Source organism: Methylorubrum subtropicum (assembly GCF_038442325.1).
GTDB classification, from domain to species: domain Bacteria; phylum Pseudomonadota; class Alphaproteobacteria; order Rhizobiales; family Beijerinckiaceae; genus Methylobacterium; species Methylobacterium subtropicum.
In genome coordinates this window covers 133,862-159,922 of the sequence record NZ_JBBXMW010000002.1, presented here as the reverse complement: position 1 = coordinate 159,922, position 26,061 = coordinate 133,862, and the positions used below count along the sequence as shown (strand labels likewise).

General features: G+C 71.5%; 27 protein-coding genes. 18 read left to right on the top strand and 9 right to left on the bottom strand.

The genetic code is table 11. The features are described 5' to 3' along the window. Nucleotides 1–60 precede the first annotated feature (60 nt). Nucleotides 61–456, bottom strand: coding sequence for a hypothetical protein (locus tag AAHG03_RS03575; RefSeq protein ID WP_342148821.1), 396 nt, complete (start codon nt 454–456; stop codon nt 61–63). 484 nt (nt 457–940) lie between these two features. Between AAHG03_RS03575 and AAHG03_RS03570 the strand changes: the two genes are divergently transcribed. Continuing rightward, nucleotides 941–2,356, top strand: coding sequence for a Wadjet anti-phage system protein JetA family protein (locus AAHG03_RS03570; RefSeq protein ID WP_342148819.1), 1,416 nt, complete (start codon nt 941–943; stop codon nt 2,354–2,356). A 3-nt stretch (nt 2,357–2,359) separates the two neighbouring features. Then, on the top strand, nt 2,360–2,992 hold the full coding sequence (locus tag AAHG03_RS03565; RefSeq protein ID WP_342148818.1) for a DUF4194 domain-containing protein: 633 nt from the start codon (nt 2,360–2,362) through the stop codon (nt 2,990–2,992). Nucleotides 2,993–3,002: 10 nt separating this feature from the next. Here the strand turns inward: AAHG03_RS03565 and AAHG03_RS03560 are convergent, their stop codons facing one another. Beyond that, the gene (locus AAHG03_RS03560) at nt 3,003–3,629 is read right to left on the bottom strand and encodes a 2-hydroxychromene-2-carboxylate isomerase (RefSeq protein ID WP_342148816.1); all 627 of its coding nucleotides are present in this window, start codon (nt 3,627–3,629) and stop codon (nt 3,003–3,005) included. Between the two features lie 193 nt (nt 3,630–3,822). On the opposite strand from AAHG03_RS03560, the gene AAHG03_RS03555 reads away from it, so the two are divergent. Beyond that, on the top strand, nt 3,823–5,064 hold the full coding sequence (locus AAHG03_RS03555; RefSeq protein ID WP_342148815.1) for an argininosuccinate synthase: 1,242 nt from the start codon (nt 3,823–3,825) through the stop codon (nt 5,062–5,064). 85 nt (nt 5,065–5,149) lie between these two features. On the opposite strand, the gene AAHG03_RS03550 is transcribed toward AAHG03_RS03555, so the two are convergent. Together AAHG03_RS03550 and gph are read right to left on the bottom strand one after the other, a co-directional pair. Next, nucleotides 5,150–5,704, bottom strand: a complete 555-nt coding sequence (locus tag AAHG03_RS03550; RefSeq protein WP_342148814.1) for a hypothetical protein — start codon at nt 5,702–5,704, stop codon at nt 5,150–5,152. 232 nt (nt 5,705–5,936) lie between these two features. After that, nucleotides 5,937–6,647, bottom strand: coding sequence for a phosphoglycolate phosphatase (gph, locus tag AAHG03_RS03545; protein WP_342148812.1), 711 nt, complete (start codon nt 6,645–6,647; stop codon nt 5,937–5,939). Between the two features lie 221 nt (nt 6,648–6,868). Here gph and AAHG03_RS03540 point away from each other — a divergent pair, with 221 nt between their 5' ends. The 6 genes from AAHG03_RS03540 to AAHG03_RS03515 all read left to right on the top strand — a co-directional run bounded on the left by AAHG03_RS03540 (nt 6,869) and on the right by AAHG03_RS03515 (nt 12,897). Continuing rightward, on the top strand, nt 6,869–7,381 hold the full coding sequence (locus AAHG03_RS03540; RefSeq protein ID WP_342148810.1) for a hypothetical protein: 513 nt from the start codon (nt 6,869–6,871) through the stop codon (nt 7,379–7,381). 261 nt (nt 7,382–7,642) lie between these two features. Further along, nucleotides 7,643–8,356, top strand: coding sequence for a ribose-5-phosphate isomerase RpiA (gene rpiA, locus AAHG03_RS03535; protein WP_342148809.1), 714 nt, complete (start codon nt 7,643–7,645; stop codon nt 8,354–8,356). Between the two features lie 47 nt (nt 8,357–8,403). After that, nucleotides 8,404–8,970 (top strand): DUF2059 domain-containing protein, encoded by a 567-nt coding sequence (locus AAHG03_RS03530; protein ID WP_342148807.1) that lies wholly within the window; start codon nt 8,404–8,406, stop codon nt 8,968–8,970. A gap of 53 nt (nt 8,971–9,023) precedes the next feature. Further along, nucleotides 9,024–10,172, top strand: a complete 1,149-nt coding sequence (locus AAHG03_RS03525) for an O-antigen ligase family protein (RefSeq protein WP_342149194.1) — start codon at nt 9,024–9,026, stop codon at nt 10,170–10,172. Next, entirely contained in the window at nt 10,169–11,554 is a 1,386-nt protein-coding gene (gorA, locus tag AAHG03_RS03520) for a glutathione-disulfide reductase (RefSeq protein WP_342148805.1), read from the top strand. Before AAHG03_RS03525 ends, gorA begins: the two co-directional genes overlap by 4 nt. Before the next feature lie 128 nt (nt 11,555–11,682). After that, a complete protein-coding gene (locus tag AAHG03_RS03515; protein ID WP_342148804.1) occupies nt 11,683–12,897 on the top strand; it encodes a GGDEF domain-containing protein in 1,215 nt (404 codons plus the stop codon). 12 nt (nt 12,898–12,909) lie between these two features. Here AAHG03_RS03515 and AAHG03_RS03510 read toward each other — a convergent pair whose 3' ends face one another. After that, nucleotides 12,910–14,316, bottom strand: coding sequence for a TAXI family TRAP transporter solute-binding subunit (locus tag AAHG03_RS03510; protein WP_342149193.1), 1,407 nt, complete (start codon nt 14,314–14,316; stop codon nt 12,910–12,912). A gap of 261 nt (nt 14,317–14,577) precedes the next feature. On the opposite strand from AAHG03_RS03510, the gene AAHG03_RS03505 reads away from it, so the two are divergent. From AAHG03_RS03505 to AAHG03_RS03485, 5 genes are all read left to right on the top strand, one after another. Further along, a complete protein-coding gene (locus AAHG03_RS03505; RefSeq protein WP_342149191.1) occupies nt 14,578–15,042 on the top strand; it encodes a RecX family transcriptional regulator in 465 nt (154 codons plus the stop codon). An 88-nt stretch (nt 15,043–15,130) separates the two neighbouring features. Beyond that, nucleotides 15,131–15,562: an OsmC family protein gene (locus AAHG03_RS03500; protein WP_342148803.1), complete on the top strand. Its 432-nt coding sequence runs from the start codon at nt 15,131–15,133 to the stop codon at nt 15,560–15,562. Between the two features lie 183 nt (nt 15,563–15,745). Next, the gene (locus tag AAHG03_RS03495; RefSeq protein WP_342148801.1) at nt 15,746–16,417 is read left to right on the top strand and encodes a class I SAM-dependent methyltransferase; all 672 of its coding nucleotides are present in this window, start codon (nt 15,746–15,748) and stop codon (nt 16,415–16,417) included. A 104-nt stretch (nt 16,418–16,521) separates the two neighbouring features. Then, nucleotides 16,522–17,733, top strand: a complete 1,212-nt coding sequence (locus tag AAHG03_RS03490; protein WP_342148800.1) for a putative DNA modification/repair radical SAM protein — start codon at nt 16,522–16,524, stop codon at nt 17,731–17,733. Next, nucleotides 17,733–19,310 carry a UdgX family uracil-DNA binding protein gene (locus AAHG03_RS03485; protein ID WP_342148798.1) on the top strand — a complete coding sequence of 526 codons (1,578 nt, stop codon included), beginning with the start codon at nt 17,733–17,735 and terminating at the stop codon, nt 19,308–19,310. The genes AAHG03_RS03490 and AAHG03_RS03485 overlap by 1 nt, the downstream gene beginning before the upstream one ends. 11 nt (nt 19,311–19,321) lie before the next feature. Here AAHG03_RS03485 and AAHG03_RS03480 read toward each other — a convergent pair whose 3' ends face one another. Both AAHG03_RS03480 and AAHG03_RS03475 read right to left on the bottom strand, forming a co-directional pair. Then, nucleotides 19,322–21,016: a DUF2336 domain-containing protein gene (locus tag AAHG03_RS03480; protein WP_342148797.1), complete on the bottom strand. Its 1,695-nt coding sequence runs from the start codon at nt 21,014–21,016 to the stop codon at nt 19,322–19,324. Then, complete coding sequence (locus AAHG03_RS03475; RefSeq protein WP_342148796.1) at nt 21,013–22,077, bottom strand: transglycosylase SLT domain-containing protein; 1,065 nt, start codon at nt 22,075–22,077, stop codon at nt 21,013–21,015. The genes AAHG03_RS03480 and AAHG03_RS03475 overlap by 4 nt, the downstream gene beginning before the upstream one ends. 74 nt (nt 22,078–22,151) lie before the next feature. Here AAHG03_RS03475 and AAHG03_RS03470 point away from each other — a divergent pair, with 74 nt between their 5' ends. Further along, nucleotides 22,152–22,760, top strand: a complete 609-nt coding sequence (locus tag AAHG03_RS03470) for an aldolase (protein WP_342148794.1) — start codon at nt 22,152–22,154, stop codon at nt 22,758–22,760. A gap of 128 nt (nt 22,761–22,888) precedes the next feature. Next, a complete protein-coding gene (locus AAHG03_RS03465) occupies nt 22,889–23,476 on the top strand; it encodes a glutathione S-transferase family protein (RefSeq protein WP_342148793.1) in 588 nt (195 codons plus the stop codon). 4 nt (nt 23,477–23,480) lie between these two features. Here AAHG03_RS03465 and AAHG03_RS03460 read toward each other — a convergent pair whose 3' ends face one another. After that, nucleotides 23,481–24,092, bottom strand: coding sequence for a flavin reductase family protein (locus tag AAHG03_RS03460; protein WP_342148792.1), 612 nt, complete (start codon nt 24,090–24,092; stop codon nt 23,481–23,483). A gap of 12 nt (nt 24,093–24,104) precedes the next feature. After that, on the bottom strand, nt 24,105–24,674 hold the full coding sequence (locus AAHG03_RS03455) for a nitroreductase family protein (RefSeq protein ID WP_342148791.1): 570 nt from the start codon (nt 24,672–24,674) through the stop codon (nt 24,105–24,107). Nucleotides 24,675–24,780: 106 nt separating this feature from the next. Between AAHG03_RS03455 and AAHG03_RS03450 the strand changes: the two genes are divergently transcribed. Together AAHG03_RS03450 and AAHG03_RS03445 are read left to right on the top strand one after the other, a co-directional pair. Then, nucleotides 24,781–25,674, top strand: coding sequence for a hypothetical protein (locus tag AAHG03_RS03450; RefSeq protein ID WP_342148789.1), 894 nt, complete (start codon nt 24,781–24,783; stop codon nt 25,672–25,674). Between the two features lies 1 nt (nt 25,675). Further along, a complete protein-coding gene (locus tag AAHG03_RS03445; RefSeq protein ID WP_342148787.1) occupies nt 25,676–26,059 on the top strand; it encodes a hypothetical protein in 384 nt (127 codons plus the stop codon). Nucleotides 26,060–26,061 lie beyond the last annotated feature (2 nt).

The following is a 26,061-nucleotide window of genomic DNA, read 5'->3' as shown; positions in this document are numbered from 1 at the left end:
AGCAAAAAGGCCGTGCCCCTCGCGGGACACGGCCTGCTTCACGCCGGGGCGTGAGCGGTCTTACCAGCCGTAGCCGTAGCCGCCGTACCCACCGCCGTAGCCGTAGCCGCCGTCGTAGTAGCTGCGGCGGTAGGCGCGACGCGGGGCGTAGTAGCCGTCGTCGTAGTAGCCGACCGAGCGGTAGCCGTAGGCCGGGCGCGCGTAGCTGTAGCCGTAGGCCGGGGCGTAGCCGTAACCACCGCCGTAGCCGCCGTAGCCACCACCGTAGTAGCCGCTGCCGTAGCCGTAGCTGTTCGAGGCGGCCGCGCCCACGAGCGCACCGGCGGCGAGGCCACCGATCACGCCGGCGGCGATCGCGCCGCCACCACCGCCGCGCCAGCGCGCCTCGGCGCCGGTCGAAGTGAGGGCGCCGACCCCCAGCACGGCGGCGGCGGAGAGGATAGCGAGCTTCTTCATCGCGAAGAGTTCTCCATGAGAGTGGATCATCGATCCGATGGCAGCCCAACGGGCTAGCCCCGGAATCGGTTCAATCCCGTGTTGATGAAGGAGACAGTACGTTCTGTCGCATGAACGACCCTTCAACCGGCCGTTCATCCAATCGTCAGCTTGAGCGGATGAGATTTGACTCACCGGAACGTGAGCGCACGTCCCGCCTGACCTTGGCTCTACGGCCGAGCCTCGACCTTGCTCGCCAACACGCACCGCCGTCATTCCGGGGCCGCGCAGCGGAACCCGGAATCCACGACTGGCCGCGACGCTTCGTCAGGCCGCGCATCACGGGTGGATTCCGGGTTCGCCTTCGGCGCCCCGGAATGACGGCGGTGCGTGATTAAAGTGTGGCGCGTAAAACTGCCCGCCGCGGCCGCAACGCTTTGGACACCGCCGCGTCCGGCATTGACCCCGGCGACGCCGCGGGCTTTGGCTCCCCCGAAGACCCGCCATGCTGTTCACCCACCTCGCCGACGAACTGTTTCGCCCGCTCGCCGCGCCGAGCCGCGTGTTCAACGCGGCCCTGCTGCTGCACCTGCACGCTACGGTGTTCGGGGACAGTGCCGAGCCTCTGCGCAAGGCCGACCTGATCGTGGCCATCGGCGAGTTCTCGGGCGGCTGGTCGCAGGCCGAGATCGCCGACGACGAGACCGCGCCGGCCGACCCCATCGAGCGCCGCTCCTACGTCTACCGGCGGCTCGTCGAGGCCGGCTGGCTGGTGGAGCGGCGCGAGCGCTACGTGCCGGTGGTGGATTTCGACCCCGAGGCCCGCCTGCTGATCGAGGAGCTGGCGCGGATCGACCGGGGCGAGACCCGCTCCTACGGCGGCGCCGTGCTGGAGGTGCTGGGCGCCCTGGAAAGCGCCATCGCCAACCCGGCCGACCGCTCGGAGGCGCTGCGCAATGCGGCCAAGGCCGCCCGTACCTTCCTGGCCCATCTGCGCGGGCTGGCCGGGGGCCTACGCAAGGTCGAGGAGCGCATCCTGCGCGAACCCAACGTCGGCGCGGCGCTGCGGCTCTACTTCGAGGAATTCGTCGAGCGCCACCTCGTCTCCGACTACCGTACGCTGCACACCCGCTTCAACCCGTTCCGTTTCCGCTCCGGCATCGTCCGCGAGGCGGGCCGGGCCTTGCGCGATCCGCTGACGCTGCGGGCGCTGGCGGAAGGCAACCTGCGCGAGGGCCGGGCCGGGGATCTGGCGTCCGCCGAGCGGATGGCGCGCACCGACCTCGTCGAGATCCTGGCGATCTTCGAGGGGCTCGACCCGCATCTCGACGCCGTCGCCTCGGTGGTCGCGCGGCTGGAGCGGCGCATCGCGGCGACGCTCCGCTACCGCGAGCCGCGCGATTCCGCCCGGATCGAGCGCGCCGCCGCGGCGCTCCGCGCGGCGGGCGCAGCGCCGGAGGACGCGTTTCCCGCCATGCCGGCCCCGGAGGTGTCGCTGCTGCGCCCGCCCATCGGCCCGCCGCAGCTCACCAACCCGCGCATGCCGCGCCGCGCCATCGAATCCGAGCCGCTGCCCGAGATCGAGACCGATCCGGCGATCGAGGCCTTCGTGATCGCCAAGGACGCCTTCCGCCGCCGCACCACCGTGACGCCGGAGCGCATCGCCGCCTTCCTCGACGCGCACCTGAAGCCCGGCCGTCGTTTACGCGGCTCCGACATCACGATTGCCGACGTCGATGCCTTCGTGGTGTTCCAGCGCCTGCGCGAGATCGACGTGCTGTTCGACGGGAGTTTGCGCGAGCGCTATCGCCTCGCGCCGGGCGAGGGCCGGCTCGCCAACGGCTGGATCGACTGTCCGGACTTTTCCATCGAGCGCGTCGCCGAGCCCAAGGGGCGCCGCGCTGCAACTGGCCCCCGCTGACCCATGCTCGACGCCTTCCGCGCCATCCTCGACGGGGACGAGCCGCCCCCGCCCGGCAGCCCCGCCCCGAGCGAGGAGGAGCTGACCCGCGCGCTTCAGGTGGTGCTGAAAGGTCAGTGCGTCTACGCGGCGACGCCCGGCATCGGCCGCTCCTACGAGCTGGCCCGCCACTACGCGCCATTCTTCCGCGACTACTTCGCCTGCCTCGGCTACCGCTTCGAGGTCGCCCACCGCGACCAGATGGTCTTTTTGAGTTTGCCGCCCGACGGGGTACGCCACGACGCGCAAGGGGAGCGCCTGCGCAAGGACGAGACGCTGGTGCTGCTGGCGCTGCGGCTCGCCTACGAGGAGGGCCTGCGCGATTCGCGCGTCGCCACCGACGGCACGGTGGAATGCACCACCGACGACATCGCCGACTCGATCCGCTCCGCCGCCCGCTCCGACCCGCCCGACGAGGCCCGCCTCATCGACATCCTGCGCCTGTTCGCCCGCAAGGGCGCCCTCAGACTCGGCGAGCGCGACCGCCTGGAGCGCGTCACCCCGCTCACCGTGATGCCGGGCATCGCCGTGCTCTCGCCCGACGCCTGGATGGATCAGGTGCGGGCCTGGGCGGCGGCGAAGGACGGCGGGGGCTGAAGAGGGGCCCTTACCGCAGGCCCGCGGGCCGGTCGCCCGCGGCCCAGGCCAGCGCCTGTTCCAGCCGGTCGTTGCCCCAGAACAGCTCGCCGTCTTCCGCCAGAAAACTCGGCGCGCCGTAGATGCCGCGGGAGCGCGCCTCCTCGCCCGCGACCTTGAGGCGGCCCTTGTTGCTCTCGGCCGAGGCCGCCTTGAGGATCGCGGTGCCGTCGAGGCCGAGCCCGTCGAGGATGCGCGCGACGGAGGCCGGTTCGGCGATCGATTCGCCGCGGGAAAAGCTCGCCTCGAACACGGCCTTGGAGAACGGCACCAGCCAGTCGTGGTCGGCGCCGTAGGTCGCCGCGCGGGTGGCGGCGAGCGAGTTCTGCGGGAACGGGTTCGGGCGCGTCACCGGCGGCAGGCCGTGGCGCGCCGCCTCGCGGTCGAGGTCGCGCCACATATTGCGGCCCTTGGCCGGGTAGAGGACGAACGGCGAGTTGGTCCAGCCGTGCGCGGCGAAGATCGGCCCGAGCAGGAAGGGCCGCCATCGGATCTCGACGTCCGCCGCCTCGGCACACGCCTCGATGCGCATCGCCGCGAGGTAGGAATAGGTCGAGGCGAACTCGTACCAGAATTCCAGGGTCGGCCGCCGCGCCATTCAGCCTGTCTCCGTCCGGGTGTCCGCATCGTCGCCCCGGAGCCGCTCGGCCGCAAGGGACGGCAGCGCCGCAAGAGGCGGGCCGCACCGGACAACCTTGGCCATGCCGCCGCGGTTGCGCGCCGCTCCGGCCTGCTGTTAAGCCGCACCCAACCGGGTCCGCGCGCCCGATCCCTCTTCGGAACTCTCGACCATGTCCGACGCCAGCCCGAACAAGCCCGTCAAGAAGGTCGTGCTCGCCTATTCGGGCGGGCTCGATACCTCGATCATTCTCAAGTGGTTGCAGACGACCTACGGCTGCGAGGTCGTGACCTTCACGGCCGATCTCGGCCAGGGCGAGGAGCTGGAGCCGGCCCGGCGCAAGGCCGAGCTTTTGGGCATCAAATCGGAAAACATATTTATCGAAGACCTGCGCGAGGAATTCGTCCGCGACTACGTCTTCCCGATGTTCCGCGCCAACGCCGTCTACGAGGGCGTGTATCTGCTCGGCACCTCGATCGCCCGGCCGCTCATCGCCAAGAAGCAGATCGAGATCGCCGAACGCGTCGGCGCCGACGCCGTCTGTCACGGCGCCACCGGCAAGGGCAACGATCAGGTCCGGTTCGAGCTCGGCTACTACGCGCTCAAGCCCGACGTGACGGTGATCGCCCCCTGGCGCGAGTGGGACCTGCGCTCGCGCGAGCAGCTGATCGCGTTCGCTGAAGCTCACCAGATCCCGATCGCCAAGGACAAGCGCGGCGAGAGTCCGTTCTCGGTCGATGCCAACCTCCTGCACGCCTCCTCCGAGGGCAAGGTGCTGGAGGATCCGGCCGTGGAAGTGCCGGACTACGTCTATTCCCGCACCCTCTCGCCCGAAGAGGCGCCGGACCAGCCAACGATCATCACCATCGGCTTCGAGCGGGGCGACGCGGTCTCGATCGACGGCGAGGCGCTCTCGCCCGCGAGCCTGCTCGCCCAGCTCAACGAACTCGGCCGCGCCAACGGCATCGGCCGGCTCGATCTCGTCGAGAACCGCTTCGTCGGCATGAAGAGCCGCGGCATGTACGAGACCCCCGGCGGCACCATCCTGCTGCCGGCCCACCGCGCCATCGAGTCGATCACGCTGGATCGCGGCGCGGCGCATCTCAAGGACCAGCTGATGCCGCAATACGCGGAGCTGATCTACAACGGCTTCTGGTTCTCGCCCGAGCGCGAGATGCTCCAGGCGCTGATCGACAAGAGCCAGGAGAAGGTCACCGGCGAGGTGCGACTGAAGCTCTACAAGGGCGGCGTCCACGTCATCGGCCGTACCAGCCCGCACTCGCTCTACGATCAGGACCTCGTCACCTTCGAGGAAGGCGCGGTGGCCTACGACCACCGGGATGCCGCGGGCTTCATCAAGCTCAACGCGCTCCGGCTGCGCACGCTGGCGCAGCGGAAGAAGCGGGAGGGGTGAGGCCGGCAGGCTGAGGCCAACCCTCCGCCGTCATTCCGGGTTTTGCTGCGCGGCCCCTGAATGACGGTGGGGAGGCTCAGCCCGCCTACCCCTTCGCAAAAAACCCCGGCGCGAGGTCGCCGTACCGCAGAAAAATCTGCATCGCCGGCTGCATCTCCCGGTGCAGGCGCTCGGATTCCGCCTGCGTGCCGGCGCCGTACGGCTGCGCGGTGTCGATGGCGGGGACGTCGGCGGCGCAGTCCCAGCGCACTTGGAGGCGCGGGATCAGGGCGAGGTGGGCGTCGGTCACCTCGAAGGTGATGTGCTCAGGCGTCTCGCCGGTCTCGTCGTCGCGGAAGACGTCGCCCAGCGCCGTCGAGGTCAGCTTGGCCAGCGGGTTGTGGTACTGGTAGCGGCCCGGTTTGAGCACGGCGTGGCGCAGGAACACGGCGAGCGCGTCGCTCATCGCCCGGTGCTCCTCTTCGGCCCCCTCGTCGTCGCCGGTGACGTTGAAGATGTCGTCGTCGCGGTTCCCGCTGCCGTAGGGCGCGTCCGGATGGACGATCGGCGCGCCCATCCCGGCCGGGTTCCAGGCGACGACCAGCCGCCGGATCAGGGCGATGCGCTCCAGCGTTAGCTCGAAGGGGGTCGGATCGCTCATCGTGCCTCTCGCCGCCGGGGCCGCCCGGTCGAGGCTCAGTGGCCCACCGGCAAGCCGGACGCAAGCGCAGCCTCTCAGCATCGGCCGAGCCACCGCTCGCAGAAGGAACGGCCGTATGGCCGGGCGCGAAGAGCGCCCCGCGCAGTGGGCCTCGGCTACGCCGAGGCGTCTAACGGAGCGAGAAGCCTAAGCCCGCGGATGCGGGCGCCGGCGGCTGAGGCCAAGCAAAAAACTAAGCCGCGGGCTTCACTTCCACGCCGCGAAAGGCGTCGGGCACCAGCGCGGCGACCGCGTCCACCAGCTCGTCGAAATGCTCGATGACCCAGTCGGGCTTCAGCTCGCGCATCGGCACCGGGGTGTAGCCGAAGGTGACGCCGACGACCGGGATGCCGCCGGCCTGGGCGGCGGCCACGTCGGCGCGGGAATCGCCCACCATCACGGCGCGGGTCGGATCGCCGCCCGCGCGCGCGATGGTCGCGGTGATGTGGCGTGGGTCGGGCTTGGAGAAGGCGAAGGTGTCCTTGCCGACGATCACCGGGAAACGGTCGCGCACGCCGAGTTCGGCGAGCAGCGCGACGGCGTGCGCCTCGACCTTGTTGGTGCAGACCGCGAGCACGAAGCCCTCGGCCTCCAGCCGGTCGAGCGCCGCGACGACGCCCGGAAACAGGTAGGAATTGTCGGTGAGATGCGCGCCGTAATGTTCGAGAAAAGCCTCGAACAGCACTTCCAGGCGCTCGGGGCTCAGCTCGGCGCCCGAGGCGGAGAAGCCCCTCTGGATCAGCGCACGGGCGCCGGCGCCCAGAAGGTCGCGGGCCTGTTCGAGCGGCAGCGGCGCGTGGCCCTCGCGGGCGAGGATCACGTTGAGGGTGCCGACGAGGTCGCCCGCGGTCTCGGCGAGGGTCCCGTCGAGATCGAACACGGCGATCGGGGGAAGAACGGTCATCGGCGTCCCAAATCGAAACACTGTCAAGCTGGCTAGCGGTCGTCTCCCCGACGATCAACCCCGACGGTTGACCGAGCGTTAGCGCGCGCGCCGCTGTTGCGTTCCTGCCGCCCCTCGATCTTGGCGTTCTGCCCAAGCTCCGCCATGGAAACCGGGTCTGATGGCGGTGTCACAGGCTCCGACTTGTCCCCGTTATCCCCGCTCCTCACTCCGGCTGATCCATGCGCTCGCTTACGGCTCTTCTCCCCGCCCGTCTCGCCGGCTGCGCGCTGCTGGCCGCGCTCGCCGCGACGGGGGCGGCGCATGCGGCGGGCTCCTACGAGTTCGTCGCCGCGCCCGCGGTCGATCTCAACCGCATCTACCGGATCGACCGCGCCACCGGCGAGGTCACCTCGTGCCAGTACGGCCTGCGCGACGACAGCGTCGGCGTCACCCTGTGCTTCGCCGCCGGCGAGGGCGCGGGGCCGCAGGCGCCGGGGGAATATGGTCTGATCGCCTCGCGCCACGCCCGCGAGTCGGGCATCTACCGGGTCAACCTGCGTACCGGCACGATGAGCGCCTGCTACGTCCAGATCCGCCAGGAGCTGGTGGTCTGCACCGAGCAGGCCGGCCCGCCGCCCGCGGGCACGGCGAGCGGCGCGGGCGCGGCGGCGACCGGCCCGGCGCCCGGCCGCGCCGGCCCGAGCGCCACGCCGCCGCAGGGCGGGCAGAGCGGGGGGCAGGGCCGGCCCTGACCCCAAGCGAAGATGACCACTCATCATCGCTTGCCCGCGCGAATGCGCGGCAGCGGTCGTCCGCCGGACGCACGGAACAGGACCACCGGTCCTGTTCCGTGCAGCTTGGTAAAGAGACGTTTCACGAGCGAGCGACCGAGCTTCGCACCCGCCCCGCCCGGCTTTTGCCGGAGCGGGGAGGCGTGCTAGGGGCCTGCCCGTCCTTCAGCACGCGAACCGGGGCCTTCCGCCCATGACGCATCTGTTTCCGGAGATGGTCTCGTGAGCGCGCCCGACCTGCGCCGCGCGGCGGCCGCCCGCGCGCTCGAATTGGTCGAGCCCGGCATGCGGCTCGGCATCGGCACCGGCAGCACGGCCGCCGCCTTCATCGCGCTGCTGGGCGAGCGGGTGCGGGCCGGCCTCGACGTGATCGGCGTGCCGACCTCGGAGGCGACGCGGATCGCGTGCGAGCGCGAGGGCATCCGCCTCGCGACCCTCGACGAGCTGCCCGAACTCGATCTCACCATCGACGGGGCCGACGAGGTCGATGCCGACCTTCGCCTGATCAAGGGCGGCGGCGCCGCCCTGTTGCGCGAGAAGATCGTCGCGATGGCGAGCCGGCGCATGGTGGTGATCGCCGACGCCGCCAAGCGCGTGGACCGGCTGGGCGCCTTCCCGCTGCCGATCGAGGTCAACGTCTTCGGCCTCGGTGCGACGTGGCGCGGGGTCGAGCGGGCGCTCGCCCAGAGCGGCTGCGCCGGCAAGCCGCTCACCCGCCGGCTCGACGGCGCGGGCGAGCCGCTTCTGACCGATGGCGGCCACGCGCTCCTCGACGCGCATCTGGGCAGCATTCCCGATCCGGAAGGGCTCTCGGCCCGGCTCTGGGCGGTGCCCGGCGTGGTCGAGCATGGCCTGTTCCTCGGCATCGCCGACACCGCGTACCTGGCGCAAGCCTCCGGTTCGGAGGCCCGCGTCATCGTTCTGAGCCGCCCGTGATCTTTGCCGCGGTCGCCGTCCTTCGCATTCCTCGGAGCCTTTTGCGCATGCTGCCCCGTTTCGCCGTCCTGGCGGCCCTCGTCCTGGCCGCCCCCCAGGCCGCCCTCGCTCAGGCCGCCAAGCCCCCGGCCCCCGCGCAGAAGCCGACCGCCAAGCCTGGCACGCCCGCGCCGCAGCCCCCGGCCGAGCCGGAGCTGACGCCCTCCCACCTCGCGCTCGCCCGCGAGGTGATGCTGGGCTCGGGCATGAGCCGCTCGTTCGATTCGATCATTCCGACCATGGCCGACCAGATCCGCAAGAACGCGGTCACCCGGCCCGATCTCGGCAAGGATCTCGACGAGGTGCTCAAGAGCCTCGAACCCGAGATGACGCTGCAGAAGAACCGGCTGATCGAGATCGCCGCGCGCATCTACGCCAAGCGCCTGAGCGAGGCCGAGCTGAAGGAGATCATCACCTTCTTCCGCTCGCCCGCGGGCAAGCGCTACGTCGAGACCCAGCCGCAGATCCTCGACGACATGGTCGGCGCCATGCAGGACTGGACCCAGGAGGTCTCGGAATACATCATGGTCCGCACCCGCGCCGAGATGGGCAAGCGCGGCCACTCGCTCCAGTGACGTTCGCTAGCGCGGCGCGCCTCGACGCTGCCGGAACGGTCGCGCTGGCGCTGATGCCGGTGATCATGGCGCTCGCCAACCGGTCGAGCCCGCTGGTGGCCGGCATCGCCGCGCTGCTGTTCCTCTCCGGCACCGTCGCCGAGCACGGCGCGGGGGCGCTGCGCCTCGTCCTTCGCCCGCTCGCCGCGCCGCTCGGGATCGCGGGGCTCGCCTTCCTGGCATGGTGCCTCGCGGCCTTCGCCTGGAGCCCGTTCCCCGGCCTGTCCGCGCGGGTTCTTTCCGAGTTTGTCCTCGCCCTGCTGCCAGCCTATCTGCTGATCCGCCTCGCGCCGGGGCGGATGCCGGATTGGGGGCCGGCGCTCGCCGCCGCGGGGCTGGCCGCCGCCTGCCTGTTCGTCGCCGGCAGTCTGGCCGCCGACCTCGCCCTGCAGCAGGCGCTGGGGCAGCGGGTGGCCCTGTTCATGTTCAACCGGCCGCTGCTGACCGCCGTGCTGCTCGCCGGGCCGCTTGCCGCCCTGCTGGCCCTGCGCGGACGGCGGCTCGCTGCCTTCGCGCTGCTGGCCGTCACGGCCTTCGCGGTGCTGCGCTCGATCAGCGGCGCGGCCGCGATGGGGATGCTGGCCGGCGCCGGGCTCTTCGCCGTGGCGTGGTTCGCCCCCAGGCGCCTCGTCCTCGCGGGCGCGGCCCTCATCGTCTTCCTCGCCTTCGCCCTGGCGCCGATCGAGGGCGACATCCTCGTCCATTTCATGCCGGAGGCGGCGCACGAGCGGCTGGTGCAGAGTTCGTCGCGCGCCCGCGTCGCCATCGCCCAGAGCTTCGGGGCGGCGGTGGCGGAGGCGCCGCTGATCGGCTCCGGCTACGGCACGGGCCTTCGCTTCGCCGAGGTTCCAGCGGCGGCCGGCCTCGCACCGGAGATGCGCACGATGCTGGCAGTGGGCCACCCCCACAACAGCTTCCTCCAGATCTGGGCCGAACTCGGCCTCGTCGGCGCGGTTCTGGCAGCGTGGGCGGCGTTCCTGGGACTAAGGGCGGCCGCCAGCCTGCCGCGCGGCCTGTTCGCGACGGCGCTCGGGCTTCTCGGCGCGGCGGTGGCCATCATGTTCGTCGAGCACGGGGCGTGGCAGGCTTGGTGGACCGCGGGCCTGGGCGCCGCCCTGACATGGCTGCGCACCGCCGACACCGAACGAGTGAGAATCCCATGAGCGACAGCTTCGACGTCGACCTGTTCGTGATCGGCGGCGGCTCCGGCGGCGTGCGGGCGGCGCGGATCGCCGCCGGCCACGGCGCTCGGGTGATGCTGGCGGAGGAGTACCGCGTCGGCGGCACCTGCGTGATCCGCGGCTGCGTGCCCAAGAAGCTGATGGTCTATGCCGGGCGCTTCGCCGACGAGTTCGCGGATGCCGCGGGCTTTGGCTGGCACCTTGAGGCGCCGCGCTTCGACTGGGCCGCGCTGAAGGCTTCGCGCGATGCCGAGGTGGCGCGGCTGGAAGGCATCTACGGCCGCAACCTCGCCGGCTCCGGCGTCGAGGTGGTGGCGGAGCGGGCCGTCATCGAGGACCCGCACACGGTGCGCCTCCTCGGTTCGGATCGCACCGTGCGGGCGAAATTCATCCTGATCGCGGTCGGCGCCAGCCCTGTCCACGAGCCGCTGATCCCCGGCGCGGAACTCGCCATCGACTCGAACGGCGTGTTCGATCTGGAGACTCAGCCCGCGCGCATCCTCGTGGTCGGCGGCGGCTACATCGCGGTCGAGTTCGCGGGCGTCTTCGCCGCGCTCGGCACCAAGACGACCCTGCTCCACCGCGGCAAGACGCTGCTGCGCGGCTTCGATCCCGAGATCGCCACCGCGCTCGGCGAGGCCTATGCCGAGCGGATGGACCTGCGCCTCGGCCGCACCGTCGAGCGGCTGGACCGCTCCGGGGGCGCCATCCGGGCGACGCTGAGCGACGGCGAGACCCTCGACGTCGATTGCGTGCTGGTCGCGACCGGCCGGCGCCCCAACGTCGAGGGCCTGGGCCTCGACAAGGTCGGCATCACCCTCGATGCCCGCGGCGCGATTCCGGTGGAAGCGGATTCGCGCACGACCGTGCCCTCGATCTACGCCGTTGGCGACGTGACGGGGCGGGCAGCCCTCACCCCCATCGCCATCCGCGAGGGCCACGCCTTCGCCGACACGGTGTTCGGCCAAAAACCCTGGTGCGTCGATCACCGCCTGATCGCCACCGCGGTGTTCTCGACGCCCGAGATCGGCGTGATCGGCCACAACGAGGACGTGGCGCGGGAATGCTACGAGGACATCGACGTCTACAAGGCCGCTTTCCGCCCGATGAAGGCGACGCTGTCGGGCCGCAACGAGCGCGTCATCATAAAGGTTTTGGTCGAGCGCGCGGGCGACCGCGTGGTCGGCGTCCACGTGATGGGGCCGGATGCGGGCGAGATCATCCAGGCGGTCGGCATCGCTGTCACCATGGGGGCCACCAAGGCCGATTTCGACCGCACCATCGCGGTCCATCCGACGCTCGGCGAGGAGCTGGTGACGATGCGCACGCCCTTCGTGGTGAAACACCCGGTCGGGGTGGGGTAGGCCGCCCGCTGCATCCGCATGGGGAGCCGAGCGAATTCGCCGGATCGATGCCGCCGGTTCGACGGAATCGAATAAACAAACGTTAGAAGGTTCGGCGCAGGCTCCCTCCGTCGCGAGGGAATACGACGATGCCGGCCCCGACGGTCCGGCGCACCTACGATCTCGGCGGGAAACCGCTGCTCGACCGTTGGCTGCGCCTGGCTCCCCCCATCCAGGACCGCTACGACGCCGAGCATGCCGGGCGGCGGAGGGCGGAGCTGCGCGCGGCGATCCTCGTCGGAATCGCGCTCTACAACATCTATAACTTCACCAGCCTCGTCCTCCTGCCGGATGTGCTGTGGCTGTCGGTGGCGCTCCGCGTCGGGCTCGTCACCCCGGTCTCCCTCGGCCTCGCCTGGGTGATCGGTCGCACGAGCCCGCTCTGGACCGAGCGCTTGGTGCTCGCGGGCATCCTCAACGCCTACCTGATCCCGGTCTCCCTGTTCTGGCTGACGCAGGATCCGCTCGGGCTGTTCACCTTCGGCGAGCTGTCCCTGACGATCGTCTTCGCCGACATGCTGCTGGCCCTGCGCTTCCGCCACGCGGTCGTGTTCACGGGAAGCGCGCTCGCCATCACCCTGCTCGCCGTCGCCACGAAGGCCGACCTCGCGCCGGCGCTCCAGATCGCCTTCGCGGTGCAGTTCGCCACCGCCTGCATCTTCAGCCTCTACGCCAACCACGTGATCGAGCGGCGGCGCTGCCGCGACTACATCGCGACGCTCGATGCCAGCCTCGAGGCCCGGAGCGCCGACGCCGCCCGGCGCGAGTTCGAGAACCTGTCGCACACCGACGCCCTGACCGGCCTGCCGAACCGCCGCCACCTCGCGGAGACGCTGGAGACGTGGCTGTCGCGCCCCGACGCGATGGCGCTGATGATGATCGATATCGATCACTTCAAGCTCTACAACGACGCGCTGGGCCACCCGGCGGGCGACGACTGCCTGCGGCGCATCGCCGAAACCTTCGCGGACTTCGCCCGGCGCCACGACGCCTTCTGCGCCCGCTTCGGCGGCGAGGAATTCACTGTCCTCATCCGGGACGGCGCGAGCGAACTGGCGCTCGCGCGCTGCGCCCGCCAACTCGGCAAGGCGGTCGAGGCGCTCGCCATCGTCCATCCGGCCCGCGCCGACGGCCCCGGCATCGCCACGATCAGCATCGGCGTCGCGCGCCGGCCCGAGGGCGCGGCGATCCCGGCGGCGGACCTGATCGCGGCAGCCGACCGCGCGCTCTACGCCGCCAAGCGGCGCGGGCGGAACGGTTTTGCCTTCGGCGAGGACCGGCCCGCGTTCGCCGCGGAGGCGTGAAGCGAAGGGCGACTACTCCGCCGCGGGCAAACTCAGCGACAGCAACCGCGCCGTGCGCGAGCGCCCGCCCCCCACATCCGCCCCCGGATCGAGTACGCGGCGCCCGTCGTCGAGCGCGCCGTTGACCGCGTCGATGGCGAGGATCAGGGCCGAGATCATCCGGCCGTCGATGGTACGCTCGCGGGCGTGGCGGACCACGTCGGCGATCAGGGCGTCGGTCTCGCGGGTCAGGGCGTCGAGTTGCGCCACCTCGCGGGCGTCGCGGGCCTCGGCCAGGATGTCGAGGAGGCGGTCGAGCACCACGTCGATGCGCTCGCGCCGCTTGCGGGCGAGCCGCTGGCCGAGCCACGCGACCCCTGAGCCGATCGTGCCGCCGAAGAAAGCCAGGAGGTAGATCCAGTCCTCGTAGCGGTCGAGGAACGTCTGCTGCTCGCGCTCGAAATAATCGACCGCGCCGGGATGGTTGGGCAGGCGCGCGCTGGTGGCCGTGACCGTGGTGTCGTAGTCCGGCGGCTTCATCGCGTTGGCGACGGGGGCGACCGCGGCGAGCCGCGAGCGCCACTCGAACAGGTGCTGCACCACCGACGCCACCGCGACGCGGCTGACCGAGCCCCGTGCCATCAGGCGGTAGGACACGCCGACCGTCTCGACATCCTCCTCCGGGCGCTTGGGGCGTCCGCCGAAGGTGCCGGCATTCAGCGTCATGGTCTGGAGTTCGGGCAGGCGCTGGGTGATCGCCTTGCCGTCCGGCACGCCGACGAAGGCGATCTTGCGCTCGGGCGAGGCGCCCTCGACCGCCCGCAGCATCCCGAGCGTCGCCTTGGCCGTGGGGCTCGCGATGACGGCCACCGCATCGACCCGCTTGGCCTCCAGCGCCTGCGTCACCTCGCCGGCCTTCAGCGGCACCAGCCCGACGCGGCCGGCCCCGAGCGGCTCGCTTCCCGCCATCTCGGCCTCGCTCGCCGGCTTGAAGTCGTAGAAGTCGAGGAGGTTCGTCACAAACGGCAGGTCGGCGTCGTGGCGCACCACCACGCCGAGGCGGCGCGTCGAGAGATCGGAAAAGCTCTCGATCTCGGCCGATTCGGGTGCTGCGACGATCAGCGCCTCGTCGTGCAGGATGGCCAGTGTCAGCCCGTTGTCGGGCAGGAGCACGTCGGGGCGAACCACGGCGAGGTCCGCGCGGTTCTTCTGCAGGGCAAGCGCGCTGTCGCGAACGTCCGCATAGGGCGTGACCTGCAGCCGCACGTCCTCGTGGTTGCGTACCAGCGCCTTGGCATAAGCCTCGACCAGCGCGGCCTCGACGCCGTCGCGGGGGCCGACGGCGACGGTCAGCACGGTGGGGCGGGATAGGGTGACGACGAGGCCGGCGAGCGCCGCCAGACCCAGGGCGAGCAGCACGAACAGCCACTCTCGCCGCATCAGGACGGCCGCCGCCCGCAAGCCGAGCCCTCGCATTCCAGAGCGATCCATCCGACAAGCATGGGACGACAACCAAGGCAGGACCGTGAAGAACGGATGATCCCGACGAAGGGTTCACGCGATCGTCGTGGCGAGGGGCCGCAGACGGGTGGGCGGGAGGCAAGCCCCGCAGGACAGGCAAGACCCGAGCCGCCCGTCACCGCCGCGTGGCTGGAGCGCGTGGCCCTGCATTACCTCGACCGCTACGGCGCCTCCTCCGAGATGCTGCGCCGGGTGCTGGCCCGGCGGGTGGACCGGCGCTGCCGCTCCCGCGACGAGGCGTCCGACGCCCATGCCGGGCTGATCGCCGAGACGGTGGCGCGTGCCCAGCGCGCCGGGCTGATCGACGACGCGCGCTTTGCCGCCGCCCGCCTCGCGACCCTGCGCCGCCGCGGCGCCTCGACCCGGCAGGCGCGGGCCAAGCTGTCCGAGAAGGGCATCGACGCCGACACGATCGCGTCCGCCATGACCGACGAGCGCGAGGATGCTGGGGAAGAAGCCGACACCGAGCGGCAGGCAGCGCTCGCTTACGCCCGCCGCCGCCGCCTCGGCCCCCACCGCCCGCCGGGCGCGCGGGCGGCGAACCGCGAGCGCGACCTCGCCGCCATGGCGCGGGCCGGCTTCCCCTACGCGCTGGCCCGCGCCGTCCTCGAAGCGGAAGCCGACGATTCACCGGACGAGACGTGAAGCAAAAATTCCTCGACTTCCGGGCGTCTCGCCCCACCTCGCCCCCGACGCGGGAATCGCCCGCACCCGAATTCGAGGACGAGACAGCATGACCGACCGCCACGCGAGCGCCCACTGGGAAGGCGACGGCAAGACCGGCAAGGGTCAGATCACGACCCAGTCGGGCGTGCTCTCGAACAATCCCTACGGCTTCAACACCCGCTTCGAGAACGAGCCCGGCACCAACCCGGAAGAGCTGATCGCCGCCGCACATGCGGGCTGCTTCACCATGGCGCTCGCCTTCCAGCTCCAGTCGGCGGGCCTCACGGCGACCTCGCTCGACACCAAGGCAGTGGTGACGCTGGTGCAGGACGGCGACGGCTTCAAGGTGACGAAGTCGGCCCTCACCCTCAAGGCCGTGATCCCCGGCATCGATCAGGCGAAGTTCGACGAGCTGGCCGGCAACGCCGAGAAGGGCTGCCCGATCTCGAAGCTCCTGAACGCCGAGATCACGCTCGACAAGACGCTGTCCCAGGGCTGACCCGACGGATGGGCGGGGCCGGATCATGGATCGGGCCCCGCCACGCGGCGACGACCGACGGTGCTCGACCGTCCCCGGCGCCCTTGCCTTGAGGGGGGCGGTTTCGTACCACCCGGCACAATCGCGATTCGGCGTGAGTGCTGGCGGGGACACATGCGGCGGCCCGAACTGATCAATCGTTTCGTGTCTCTGTTCGACCAGCCGCGGTATCTGGAAATCGGCGTCGAGGAAGGTCACACCTTCAAGGCAATTCAGGCCGACTGGCGGGTCGGCGTCATGCCCTATCCACGCTTCGAGGACGATTCCTTCCTCGGCGAGGACTTCGAGCTCTTCCGCATGCCGTCGGACCGATACTTCACCGACGCGGTCGAGATCGGCCGGCCGTTCGATGTCGCCTTCATCGATGGGCTGCACACGGTCGAGCAGACGCTGCGCGACTTCACCAACGTCCTGAACTTCACCAAGCACGACGCCGTGATTTTCATCGACGACATCCGGCCGAGCAACTGGGTCGAGGCGCTGCATCTCGATCTCTGGGTCAAGGTGCGGCCCCTCGCCGAGGGCACCTATACCGGCTGGACCGGCGACGTGTTCAAGCTGCTCTACCTGATCGAGACGTTCTTCCCGTCGATCGAGTTGCGCATCCCCGCCGAGGATCCCAACCTCGTCGTCTGCTGGAAGCGGACCAAGGCGCGACCGGTCGAGAAGCCGTTCGCCGCGCGCCTGGAGGAGGTCGCCGCGGCGCAATACCCGCAATTCCTGCTTTCGAAGAAGAACTTCGCCGCCACCGGTCTGGAGGGCATCCTCGAGGATTACCGGCAGTCCCGCGCCGCGTGGGCGGCCTCGGGTCGCTAACCCGCTCGGGGCCCCACCGGAACCGGAGCGCGAAAACCGGTTTTCCGGTGTGAAAGGCAACGCGCCGCATTGATCCGCACGCGGGCGCGTTCATCTTCCGTTCGATGGACGAGAAACTCGCGCGCAAGCTGCGCATCCTCGCGGACGCCGCCAAGTACGACGCGTCGTGCGCGTCGTCCGGCGCACCCAAGCGCAAGGCCGGCGCGGACGGCCTCGGCTCGACCACGGGGGCCGGCATCTGCCACGCCTATACGCCGGACGGGCGCTGCGTCTCGTTGCTCAAGATCCTGCTGACGAATTACTGCCTGTTCGACTGCGCCTATTGCGTCAACCGGCGCTCCTCGAACGTGGCGCGCGCCCGCTTCTCGGTGGAGGAGGTGGTGACGCTCACGGTCGAGTTCTACAAGCGCAACTACATCGAGGGGCTGTTTCTCTCGTCCGGCATCATCCGCTCGCCCGACTACACGATGGAGATGCTGACCCGCGTCGCCAAGAAGCTGCGGCGCGAGCACGGGTTTCGCGGCTACATCCATCTCAAGTCGATCCCCGAGGCGAGCCCCTGGCTGATCGAGGAGGCCGGGCTCTACGCCGACCGCCTGTCGATCAACCTCGAACTGCCGACCGAAGAGAGCCTGATCCGCCTCGCACCCGAGAAGGACGGGGCGGCGATCGAGGGCGCGATGGGGCAGATCGGCGAGCGCATCGCGCAGGCCAAGGAGGAGAAGCGCCGCTTCTCGCCCGCCGGGCAATCGACCCAGGTGATCGTCGGCGCGGATGCCACGACCGACGAGGCGCTGATCCGCAAGAGCGCGCTTCTGTATGGAAGTTACGGCCTGCGCCGGGTCTACTACTCGGCCTTCAGTCCGATCCCCGACGCGTCCTCCGCCCTGCCGCCGCAGGCCCCGCCGTTGCGGCGCGAGCACCGGCTGTATCAGGCCGACTGGCTGATCCGGTACTACGAGTTCTCCCCCGACGACGTGGCGAACGCGGCGGATGGCGGCATGTTCGCCCTCGACATCGATCCCAAGCTCGCCTGGGCGCTCAAGAACCGCCATCTCTTCCCCGTCGACGTGAACCGCGCCGACAGGACCATGCTGCTGCGGGTGCCGGGACTCGGGGCGCGGGCGGTCGACGCCATCGTCAAGGCGCGCCGCCATTCGCGCCTGCGCCTCGACGACGTGGCGCGGCTGACCTCGGGGCTGAAGCGGGCGCGGCCCTTCCTCATCGCCGAGGACTTTCGGCCGACGACCCTCACGGATCGGTTGGACCTGCGGGCGAAGCTGGCGGAGCCGGCGGAACAGTTGAGTCTGTTCTGATGGGCGCCCCCGCGAAAAACCCTCCCCCCTCCGCGGGGGAGGGTGGCCCCCGGAGGGGGTCGGAAGAGGGGAGCGACGCTTCCGGAGATTTCCCGTCGAAGGCGGCTAAGCGGGACCGTGGTTCCCCTCTCCCGCCCGCTCCGCGGGCACCCTCCCCCGCAGAGGGGGGAGGGAAATCCGGCGGCATCCATGTCGCCACCCTCTCGCCCGGCGCCGACCTGCCCGGCTTCCGTGCCGCCGCCCGCCGCCTCGTCGCCGCGAACGTCCCGCCCGAGGCCATCGTCTGGCAGACCGAGGCGCTGAGCCTGTTCGGCTCCGACACCGCCCCCGCGGAGGCCCCGCCGCTGGCGCTCCCGCGCCCGGTCACAGACCTGATCCCGATGGTCGTCCCCCACCGCGATCCCGAGCGCTACGGCCTGCTCTACGCCCTGATCTGGCGCGTGCTGCACGGCGAGCGCGCCCTGATGGAGGTGGCGAGCGATCCGCTGGTCCACCGGCTCCACCGGATGCGCAAGGGTATCGGGCGCGACCTCCACAAGATGCACGCCTTCCTGCGCTTCCGCCGGGTGCCGGACGAGCCCGAGCGCTACGTCGCGTGGTTCGAGCCCGACCATTACATCCTGGCGGCGGCGGCCCCGTTCTTCGTCGATCGCTTCCGCAATCTTCGCTGGTCGATCCTGACGCCGGAGGGCTCCGCCCACTGGGACGGGGCGCTGAGCTTCGGCCCGCCGGGCCGCCGCGAGGACGCGCCGGAGGGCGACGGGTTCGAGGCGGGCTGGCGCGACTATTACGAGAGCACCTTCAACCCGGCCCGGCTGAACCTCGACGCGATGCGCGCCGAGATGCCCCGCAAGTACTGGCGGAACATGCCGGAGACCGCGGCGATTCCCGCCCTGGTGCGGGCCGCGGGCGCCCGCGCGCAAGCGATGATCGAGAAGGCGCCGACGATGCCGGAGAAGCGCGATCCCGTCCGGGCGGTGGAGCGGATGGCGCGGGACGAGCCGGAGTCGCTGGAGGCGCTGAACGCCGTCATCGCCCGCTCGGAGCCGCTGGTGCCGGGTGCCACCCAGGCCGTACTGGGCGAGGGCCCGCTGGGCGCGGCCATCGCCTTCGTCGGCGAGCAGCCCGGCGATCAGGAGGACCGGCAGGGCCGCCCCTTCGTCGGGCCGGCGGGGCAGTTGCTGTCCCGCGCGCTGGAAGAGGCCGGGATCGAGCGCTCAGGCGCCTACCTCACCAATGCCGTCAAGCACTTCAAGTTCACGTTGCGCGGCAAGCGCCGCATCCACGAGAAGCCCACGGCCGGCGAGGTCAGCCATTACCGCTGGTGGCTCGACCGGGAGCTGGATTTCGTCGCCCCCAAGCTCGTCGTGGCGCTCGGCGCCACCGCGGTGCTGGCGCTGACCGGCAAGCAGATCCCGATCACCCGCGCCCGCGGGCCGGCGGCGTTCGACCGCCCGTTCGGCGGGTTCATCACGGTGCACCCGTCCTACCTGCTGCGCCTGCCCGACGAGGCCAAGGAGGAGGCCTACCACGCCTTCGTCGCCGACCTGCGGCGGGTGCGCGATCTCGCGGCTTGATGTCTCGCGACTCAGGCCGCCAGCCGCTCGCGGCGGCGGTCGGCGCGGTAGCTGAGGACGAGATCCTGCGGGATCATCCCGGCGGCGACGGCCAGCGCGATCTCGCGCGGGCGGGCCGTGGGCTTCGGCTCCGGCCGGACTTCAGGAACCGCCTGCGGGCCTGGGCGGACGGAGAGCACGCTCTCCATCAGGGCTTCCGTGAGGCCGGCGAGCAGCGTCTCGGTCGCCGCGGCGGTGAGCGCGGATGGTGCCGCGGCGGCGACCGGCGCGCCCAGGCGCTCCTCCGGCCGCGGCGCCAGCGGCCACGCGGCGGCGGCATCCGGCAGGGCGGGCCCGGACGCGCTCGGCTCCGGCTCGGACAGGCGCAGTTCGGCCAGGATCGATTCGGCGGCCATCGGTTCGGCGGCCGTCGGCTCGGTCACGGCCTCCGGTGCGGGCAGCTCGATCACCTCCGGCAGCGCCGGGACTTCGCGTTCTTCCGAAACATCGGCCAGAACCTCGGCCCAATCGTCGGTCTCGGCGAGCGCCTCGGGCGCGGCGAGAAGATGGGCGGCCTCGTCGCGGGCGTGGGCCTCGATCTGCGTCTGCGCGAACAGGCGCGCCTCGTCGCGCGCCGCCTCGGCCTCGAAGCGGGACAGGAGCGCCACCAGTCCGCGGGCCTCGGTGAAGGGCAGGGTCTCGCAGGCCGTCAGCGCCGCCTCGATCATCGAGCGGGCGAGCCGCGGGCCGCTCGGGCCGCCGCGGCCGTCGGCGGCCTCGCGCCAGACGGTCAGCGCCGCCTGGATGCCCGGCAGCAGCAGGGCGGGGAGCCCTGCCCGGCGGTGGAGCGCGATGAAGCCGGCGCTGTGCGGCTCGAACATCAGCCCGGCGACGCGGGCGCGGCTGAGGCCGCTGAGTTCGGCGAGCGCGGTTTCCGCGAAGGGCAGGCGCAGCGACAGGATCGCCCGCAGGATCAGCCCGGCGGTGAGCTGCTCCTGCACCCGCAGATGCGCGATGAGCCGGGCGAGCCCGGTCTCGCCGGACTCGTCGCCGAGCGCCAGGGCCGCTGCATCGCGGGCCTCGCGGGCGACGCGGGCGCCGCGCTCGGAATTCATCCAGCCCTCGTCCTGGCCGGCGCGGGCGAGCTGTTCGGCGAGCAGCGCGACCACGGCGTGGCGTACCTCGATGGCGAGGTCGTGCCGGGCCAGCAACGCGCGGCGCAGCTCCGGGTCCGCGCCGTGGCGCTCGACCATGCGCAGGAAGGCGGCGGTGCCGATCGAGGCGCGCGGGTTCTTGGCGAGCGCCGTCAGCGAGGGCAGGCCCGCGACTTCGGCGAGCGCGGCGGCGACCGGCTTCGACAGGTCGGGCCGGGACGCGACCGCCGAGCGCGCCGCCTCGCAGCCGATGGCGACGCAATCGACGAGGTCGGCATCCATCAGCACGGGCGAGCGGGCCAGCACGAGGCAGGCGATCTCGGGATGGTCGGAGGCGAGCGCCACCACGAGCGGTCGCGGCGCCCCGGCCGAATCGGCGCAGGCCTCGGCCAGCGCACGGCGCACGGCGAGCGCCGGATCGTCGAGCAGCGCCAGCAGCGCGGTCTTGGCCTCCCAGGCGGCGTCGGGCCCGAGGCTGCCGTCGAGAGTGGCTTGCGCCAGGGTGCCCGCGGCCTCGGCCCGCCGCTCGGCCGAAGCGTGCTGCGTCAGGGTGAGGAACTGGCGGAGGATCATGAGCCGTTCCGAAGGTTGTAGGAGGACAGGTCGAAGAAGATTTTTTTGGACGGGAGCGCCGCGGCGGCGGCCGGCTCCGCGCCCGAAGGTGCCACCGTTCCGAGCCCAGCCGGGCGGCGCGGCGGCAGCGGCACGACGATCGGGGTCGAGAGCACGGCATCGCCGCCTGCGTCCGGGATCGAGGCCGTGTGGGTGACGTCGTCCGAGGAATCGGAGCGCGGGAAATAGGTCGGCGCGGGCCGGGCCGCCTCGGTGCCGTTCGCGCGGCCCTGCCAGATCTTGGCCACGCCCTCCGAGATCGCGCCCTGGCGCCGGTCGGTCTGGAACAGCGAGCGGATGCCGCCCTCCAGCGAGGCGTAAGCCGTGGGCGGCTCGGAAGCCCCCGTCGCGACGGGGGTCGGCGCGCTCGCCGTCGCGGTCGAGAGCAGCGCGTAGAGTTCCGAGGACGAGCGCGGGCGCCCGACCCGGTCGTAGAACAGGCTGCGGTTGGCGGCGGCCGCCTCCGGCAGGTCGAGGGCGGCGGAACGCGCCGGGCTCCCTTGGGCCGAGTTGATCAGCGTGGTGGCGCCCCGCGCGCCGAGCACATGGGCGGCGTAGAGGTCGCCGGAGGTGGGCTCGCGCCCGAGCGCGGTGCCGAGGGCGTCGCGGTTGCGCTGGGTCAGGGCCCCGGCCATCGTCGCCGACACCTTCGGGTCGCGGCGCAGATCCAGGATGGCTTGGCGCGTCGCCGGATCGGAGACCGTGTAGGTGCCGTCGGAACGCGCCGTGATGGCGTCGGCGTAGGAGCCGAGCCCGAGCTTGGTCCCTGCGTTCTTCATCACGCCGAGCCAGGTCTGCTCGATGAACTGGAACAGACCGGTCGCCGTCGAGGTGCCGGCCTTGGCGGTGGGGTTGAGGCTCGATTCGCGCTGCGCCGTAGCGAGCAGGTATTCGAAGCCGACGCCGCTGGTCTCCGCCCCGTCGCGGATCGCCGCGATCACCTCGCCGTTGGCCGGGCGCGCCGACGAGACGGCGGGGCCGGTCTCGCGCGTGCCAACGGGAGCATTGGTGAACAGGAACATGACGCGGCCCGCGAGGATCGGCGATCGATCCTCCGAAACGGGACTTTCCGCTCGGCATGGTAAAGAAACGTTGAATGATCCCCGCAGCTTGTGACGCCCGCTCCCGCACACCCCGCCTCGCCCTCCGCGGCCGGGCCGAGGAAGCGGTCCGCCTTGCGGACCGGGTGGACGCGTGGGTGATCGAGGGCCCGCTTCCGCCGGGTCTTCGGGACCGGATCGAGCCGACGCGCCTCATCCTCGCCCTCGACGGCGCCGGCGCGCCGCTGCCCGCGGAGAGGCCGGACGCGGTGCTGCTCGCCGCCCGCACCGGCCGCGACGTGGCGGCGCTCGGCGCCCGGCTCGCGGTGCACGAGGCCGAACGCGGCTGGCCGGACGGGCGGTTGCGCATCCTCGCGGAGATTCGCGATCCCCTCGGGGTGCTGGAGGCGCGCAGTTTCGTCGGCGCGAGCCCGCGGTTCGACGGGCTCGGGCTCGACGAGGCGGCGCTGGCAGGGGCTCTCGCAGCCGAGGCGGCGGGAGAGACGCTGGCCCAAGCGCGCGCCCTGGTCCGCCTCGCCGCGGCGGCGGCGGGGGTGACAGCCTTTGCGACGCTTAGGCCGGACGAAATCGCGGGCGCGCGCCGGGACGGGTTCGGATTGCTGATCACCCGCGATCCGGCGGCGCTCTCGGCCGCATCGCCGTGACGGAGCGGCACCGGACGCGGAAGCCGGCGTCTCTCGGTCGCGCGATCGTTCCGGGCCGATAAAGATCCGGTGTTGCCACGGCCCGGCGCGGCGGTTCAGCTGAGGCCTCGCGCAACCGAGGCTCTTCGATGCTCACCGTCTACGGCGACCGCAAATCCGGAAACTGCCTCAAGGTCGCTTGGGTCGCGGCCCATCTCGGGCTCGGACTCGATTGGCGCGAGGTCGATATCCTCAAAGGCGAGACCCGCACGCCCGATTTCCTGGCCCTCAACCCGGATGGGCGCGTGCCGACGCTGGTGCTGGAGGACGGGCGGGCGCTGTCCGAGTCGAACGCGATCATCGGCTATCTCGCCCGCGGCTCGGCGCTGATCCCGGCCGACGACTTCGCGCAGGCGAAGATGTTGCAATGGCTGTTCTGGGAGCAGTACAGCCACGAGCCCTACATCGCCGTGCGCCGGTTCCAGCGGCTCTATCTCGGCAGGTCCGAGGCCGAGATCGATCCGAAGCTGTCCGAGCGCGGTCACGCGGCGCTCACGCTGATGGAGGGAGCGCTGGCTGCGCAGCCGTTCCTCGTCGGGGCGGCGCTCAGCCTCGCCGACGTGGCGCTCGTCGCCTACACTCGGCTCGCCCACGAGGGCGGGTTCGACCTCGCGCCGTATCCGGGCGTGCGCGCCTGGATCGCCCGCGTCGAGAGCACGCTGAAAATTGTCGGCTGACGTTTCAGCCGCCCCCGCCCTTCGGCCGGCGCAGCTCGAACCGGGTCTCGGGCTCGGCGGTGAAGTAGTCGAAATAGCCGCCGCGCAGGATCGGGCGCATCGCCCCCGTGTCGACGCGCCCGTCGCGCACGAAGCGGTCGTCGATGTAGAGCGAGACCACCTGCCCGATCACGAGGAAGCACTTGGGCTCGGCCCCGCTCAACGGCACCAGCGGCACGGTCTGGAGCCACTTGCATTCGAGCGCGGCGGGCGATTCCGCTACCCGCGGCGGGCGCACCTTGCGCGACGGCGCGGGGGTGAGGCCGGCGAAGCCGAACTCGCTCTCGCCCCGCGGCAGCGGCGCCGAAGTGGCGTTGACGGCCTCGCGCAGATCGAAGGTCGCGAGGCTGCAGACGAACTCGCCGCCCTCTTCCGCGAAGGTGATCGCGTCCTTGCGGCCGACCGAGGAGAACATCACCATGTCGGGCTCGCCCCCCACCGCGTTGAAGAACGAGTAGGGCGAGAGGTTCACCCGGCCCTGTGCGTCCATGGCGCTGATCCAGCCGATCGGGCGCGGGGCGACGATGGCCTTGAGCGGGTTGTGCGGCAGGCTCGGGTTATCCGCCTCGTAGTACATCGGAAAAACCCTTCAGAGCCGGGTGACGATCTGCGCCAGCTCCGGCCGCGGCCGGTCAGAGGGCACTTCGCGCGGGCGCCCGACATGGATGAAGCCGGCGATCCGCTCGGACGGTTCCAGCCCCAGCGCGTCGAGCACGCGCCGGTCGTAGGCGAACCACTCGGTCAGCCACGCGGTGGCGTAGCCAGCGGCGTTGGCCGCCACCACGAAGTTCATGCACACCGCACCCGCCGACAGCACCTGCTCCCATTCCGGAATTTTTGCGTGGGGGCCGGCGCGGGAGACGACCGCGACGACGAGCGGCGCGTGGGCGAGGCGCTGGCGTTCCAGTTCGAGGCGCTTGGCGTCGGCGTCGGGGAAATCCGCCGCGTGGGTGTTCGCGATCACGTCGCCGAGGCGGTGGCGCGCCTCGCCCTCGATCACGAGGAAGCGCCAGGGGGCGAGCTTGCCGTGGTCGGGCACCCGCGAGGCGATGGCGAGCCAGGCGTCGAGTTCCTCCGCCGAGGGGCCGGGGCCGTCGAGGTTGATCGGCGCCACCGAGCGGCGGGTGCGCAGCATGTCGTGCGTCGCGAGGGAGGTCATGGACAATCCGCGGGCTCGGTCTGAAACTGATCTGGCCTTGCCGCCGCCACGGTCGGGTTTCAAGAGCCGCGGCACATTCGGGGGCTTCGTGCGGGAGAACGGGACGATGGGACGCGGCTGCCGGATCGCGACGCTCCTTCTCGGCCTGACGCCGTTCACCGCGCAGGCGCAGGACCCGTTCGGCCCCGGCCTGCCGTCCCCCGGCATCACCGCGCCGATGCTGCCGCCGCCGGTGCCGGAGGCGGAATCGGATCTCTCGCTCTCGGCGAGCTTCGTCGGCGCCAACCAGCCGGTGCGCTCCGGCTTGAGCTGGCGCATCTTCGAGGACAAGGGCGAGACCGGGCGCCCCGTCATCGTCGCCCGCTCGAACGAGCCGGCCCCGACCCTGAAGCTGCCCGCGGGCGCCTACGTCGCGACCGTGACCTACGGCTATGCCAGCGCCTCGAAGCGGGTGACGCTCTCGGGCCAGCCGGTGAGCGAGCAGCTCAAGGTGGCGGCGGGCGCGCTCAAGCTCTCGGGCGCCATCGGCGACATGAAGATCGCGCCGAATCAGCTCGCCTTCTCGGTGTTCGTGCCCGCCGGCACCAACTCGGAAGGCCGGCTCGTGCGCAGCGGCATCAAGGCCGGCGAGATCGTGCGTCTGCCCGAGGGCATCTATCACGTGGTCTCGAATTACGGCGAATCGAACGCGATCCAGCGGGCCGATCTCAAGGTCGAGACCGGCAAGATCACCGACGCCACCCTCAACCACCGCGCCGCGACCGTGACCCTGAAGCTCGTCGCGGCACCGGGCACCGAGGCCTTCGCCGGCACCGCCTTCAGCGTGCTGACGCCGGGCGGCGACACCATCCGCGAGGCGATCGGCGCCTTCCCGTCCGTGACGCTGGCCGAGGGCGACTACGTGCTGATCGCCCGCCACGACGGGCAGGTCTACACCCGCGAGTTCAAGGTCGAGAGCGGCATGGACCGCGACATCGAAGTCTTGGCGAAGGCGGGCTGAGATGCGCGGGTTCCTCGCGGCCGTCCTGCTCCTCGCGGCTGCCCCGGCGGCGCGCGCGCAATCCGTCGTCGACGGCACGGATGCCGTCATCGGGCCGGCGGCGGCGAGCACGATCCTCGTGCTGGTCGGTCGCCAGTTCCGCGATCCGGAGGCCCGCATCGCCGGCCTGCGAAGAGGGCGGGACGGGGCCGTGTGCGGGACGGTGGATGTCCGCAACCGCATGGGCGCCCATGCCGGCCCCCGGCCCTTCGTCGCCGACCTCGCCGAAAACGTCCTCGCGCGCCTGCCCGAGGGGCCGGAGCTGCGCAGCTCCGGCAGCCCCGCCGACTTCAAGGCGATGCAGCGGGCGAAGGTTCTGTACGAGGCGAACTGCGCGGCCGAGTGAGG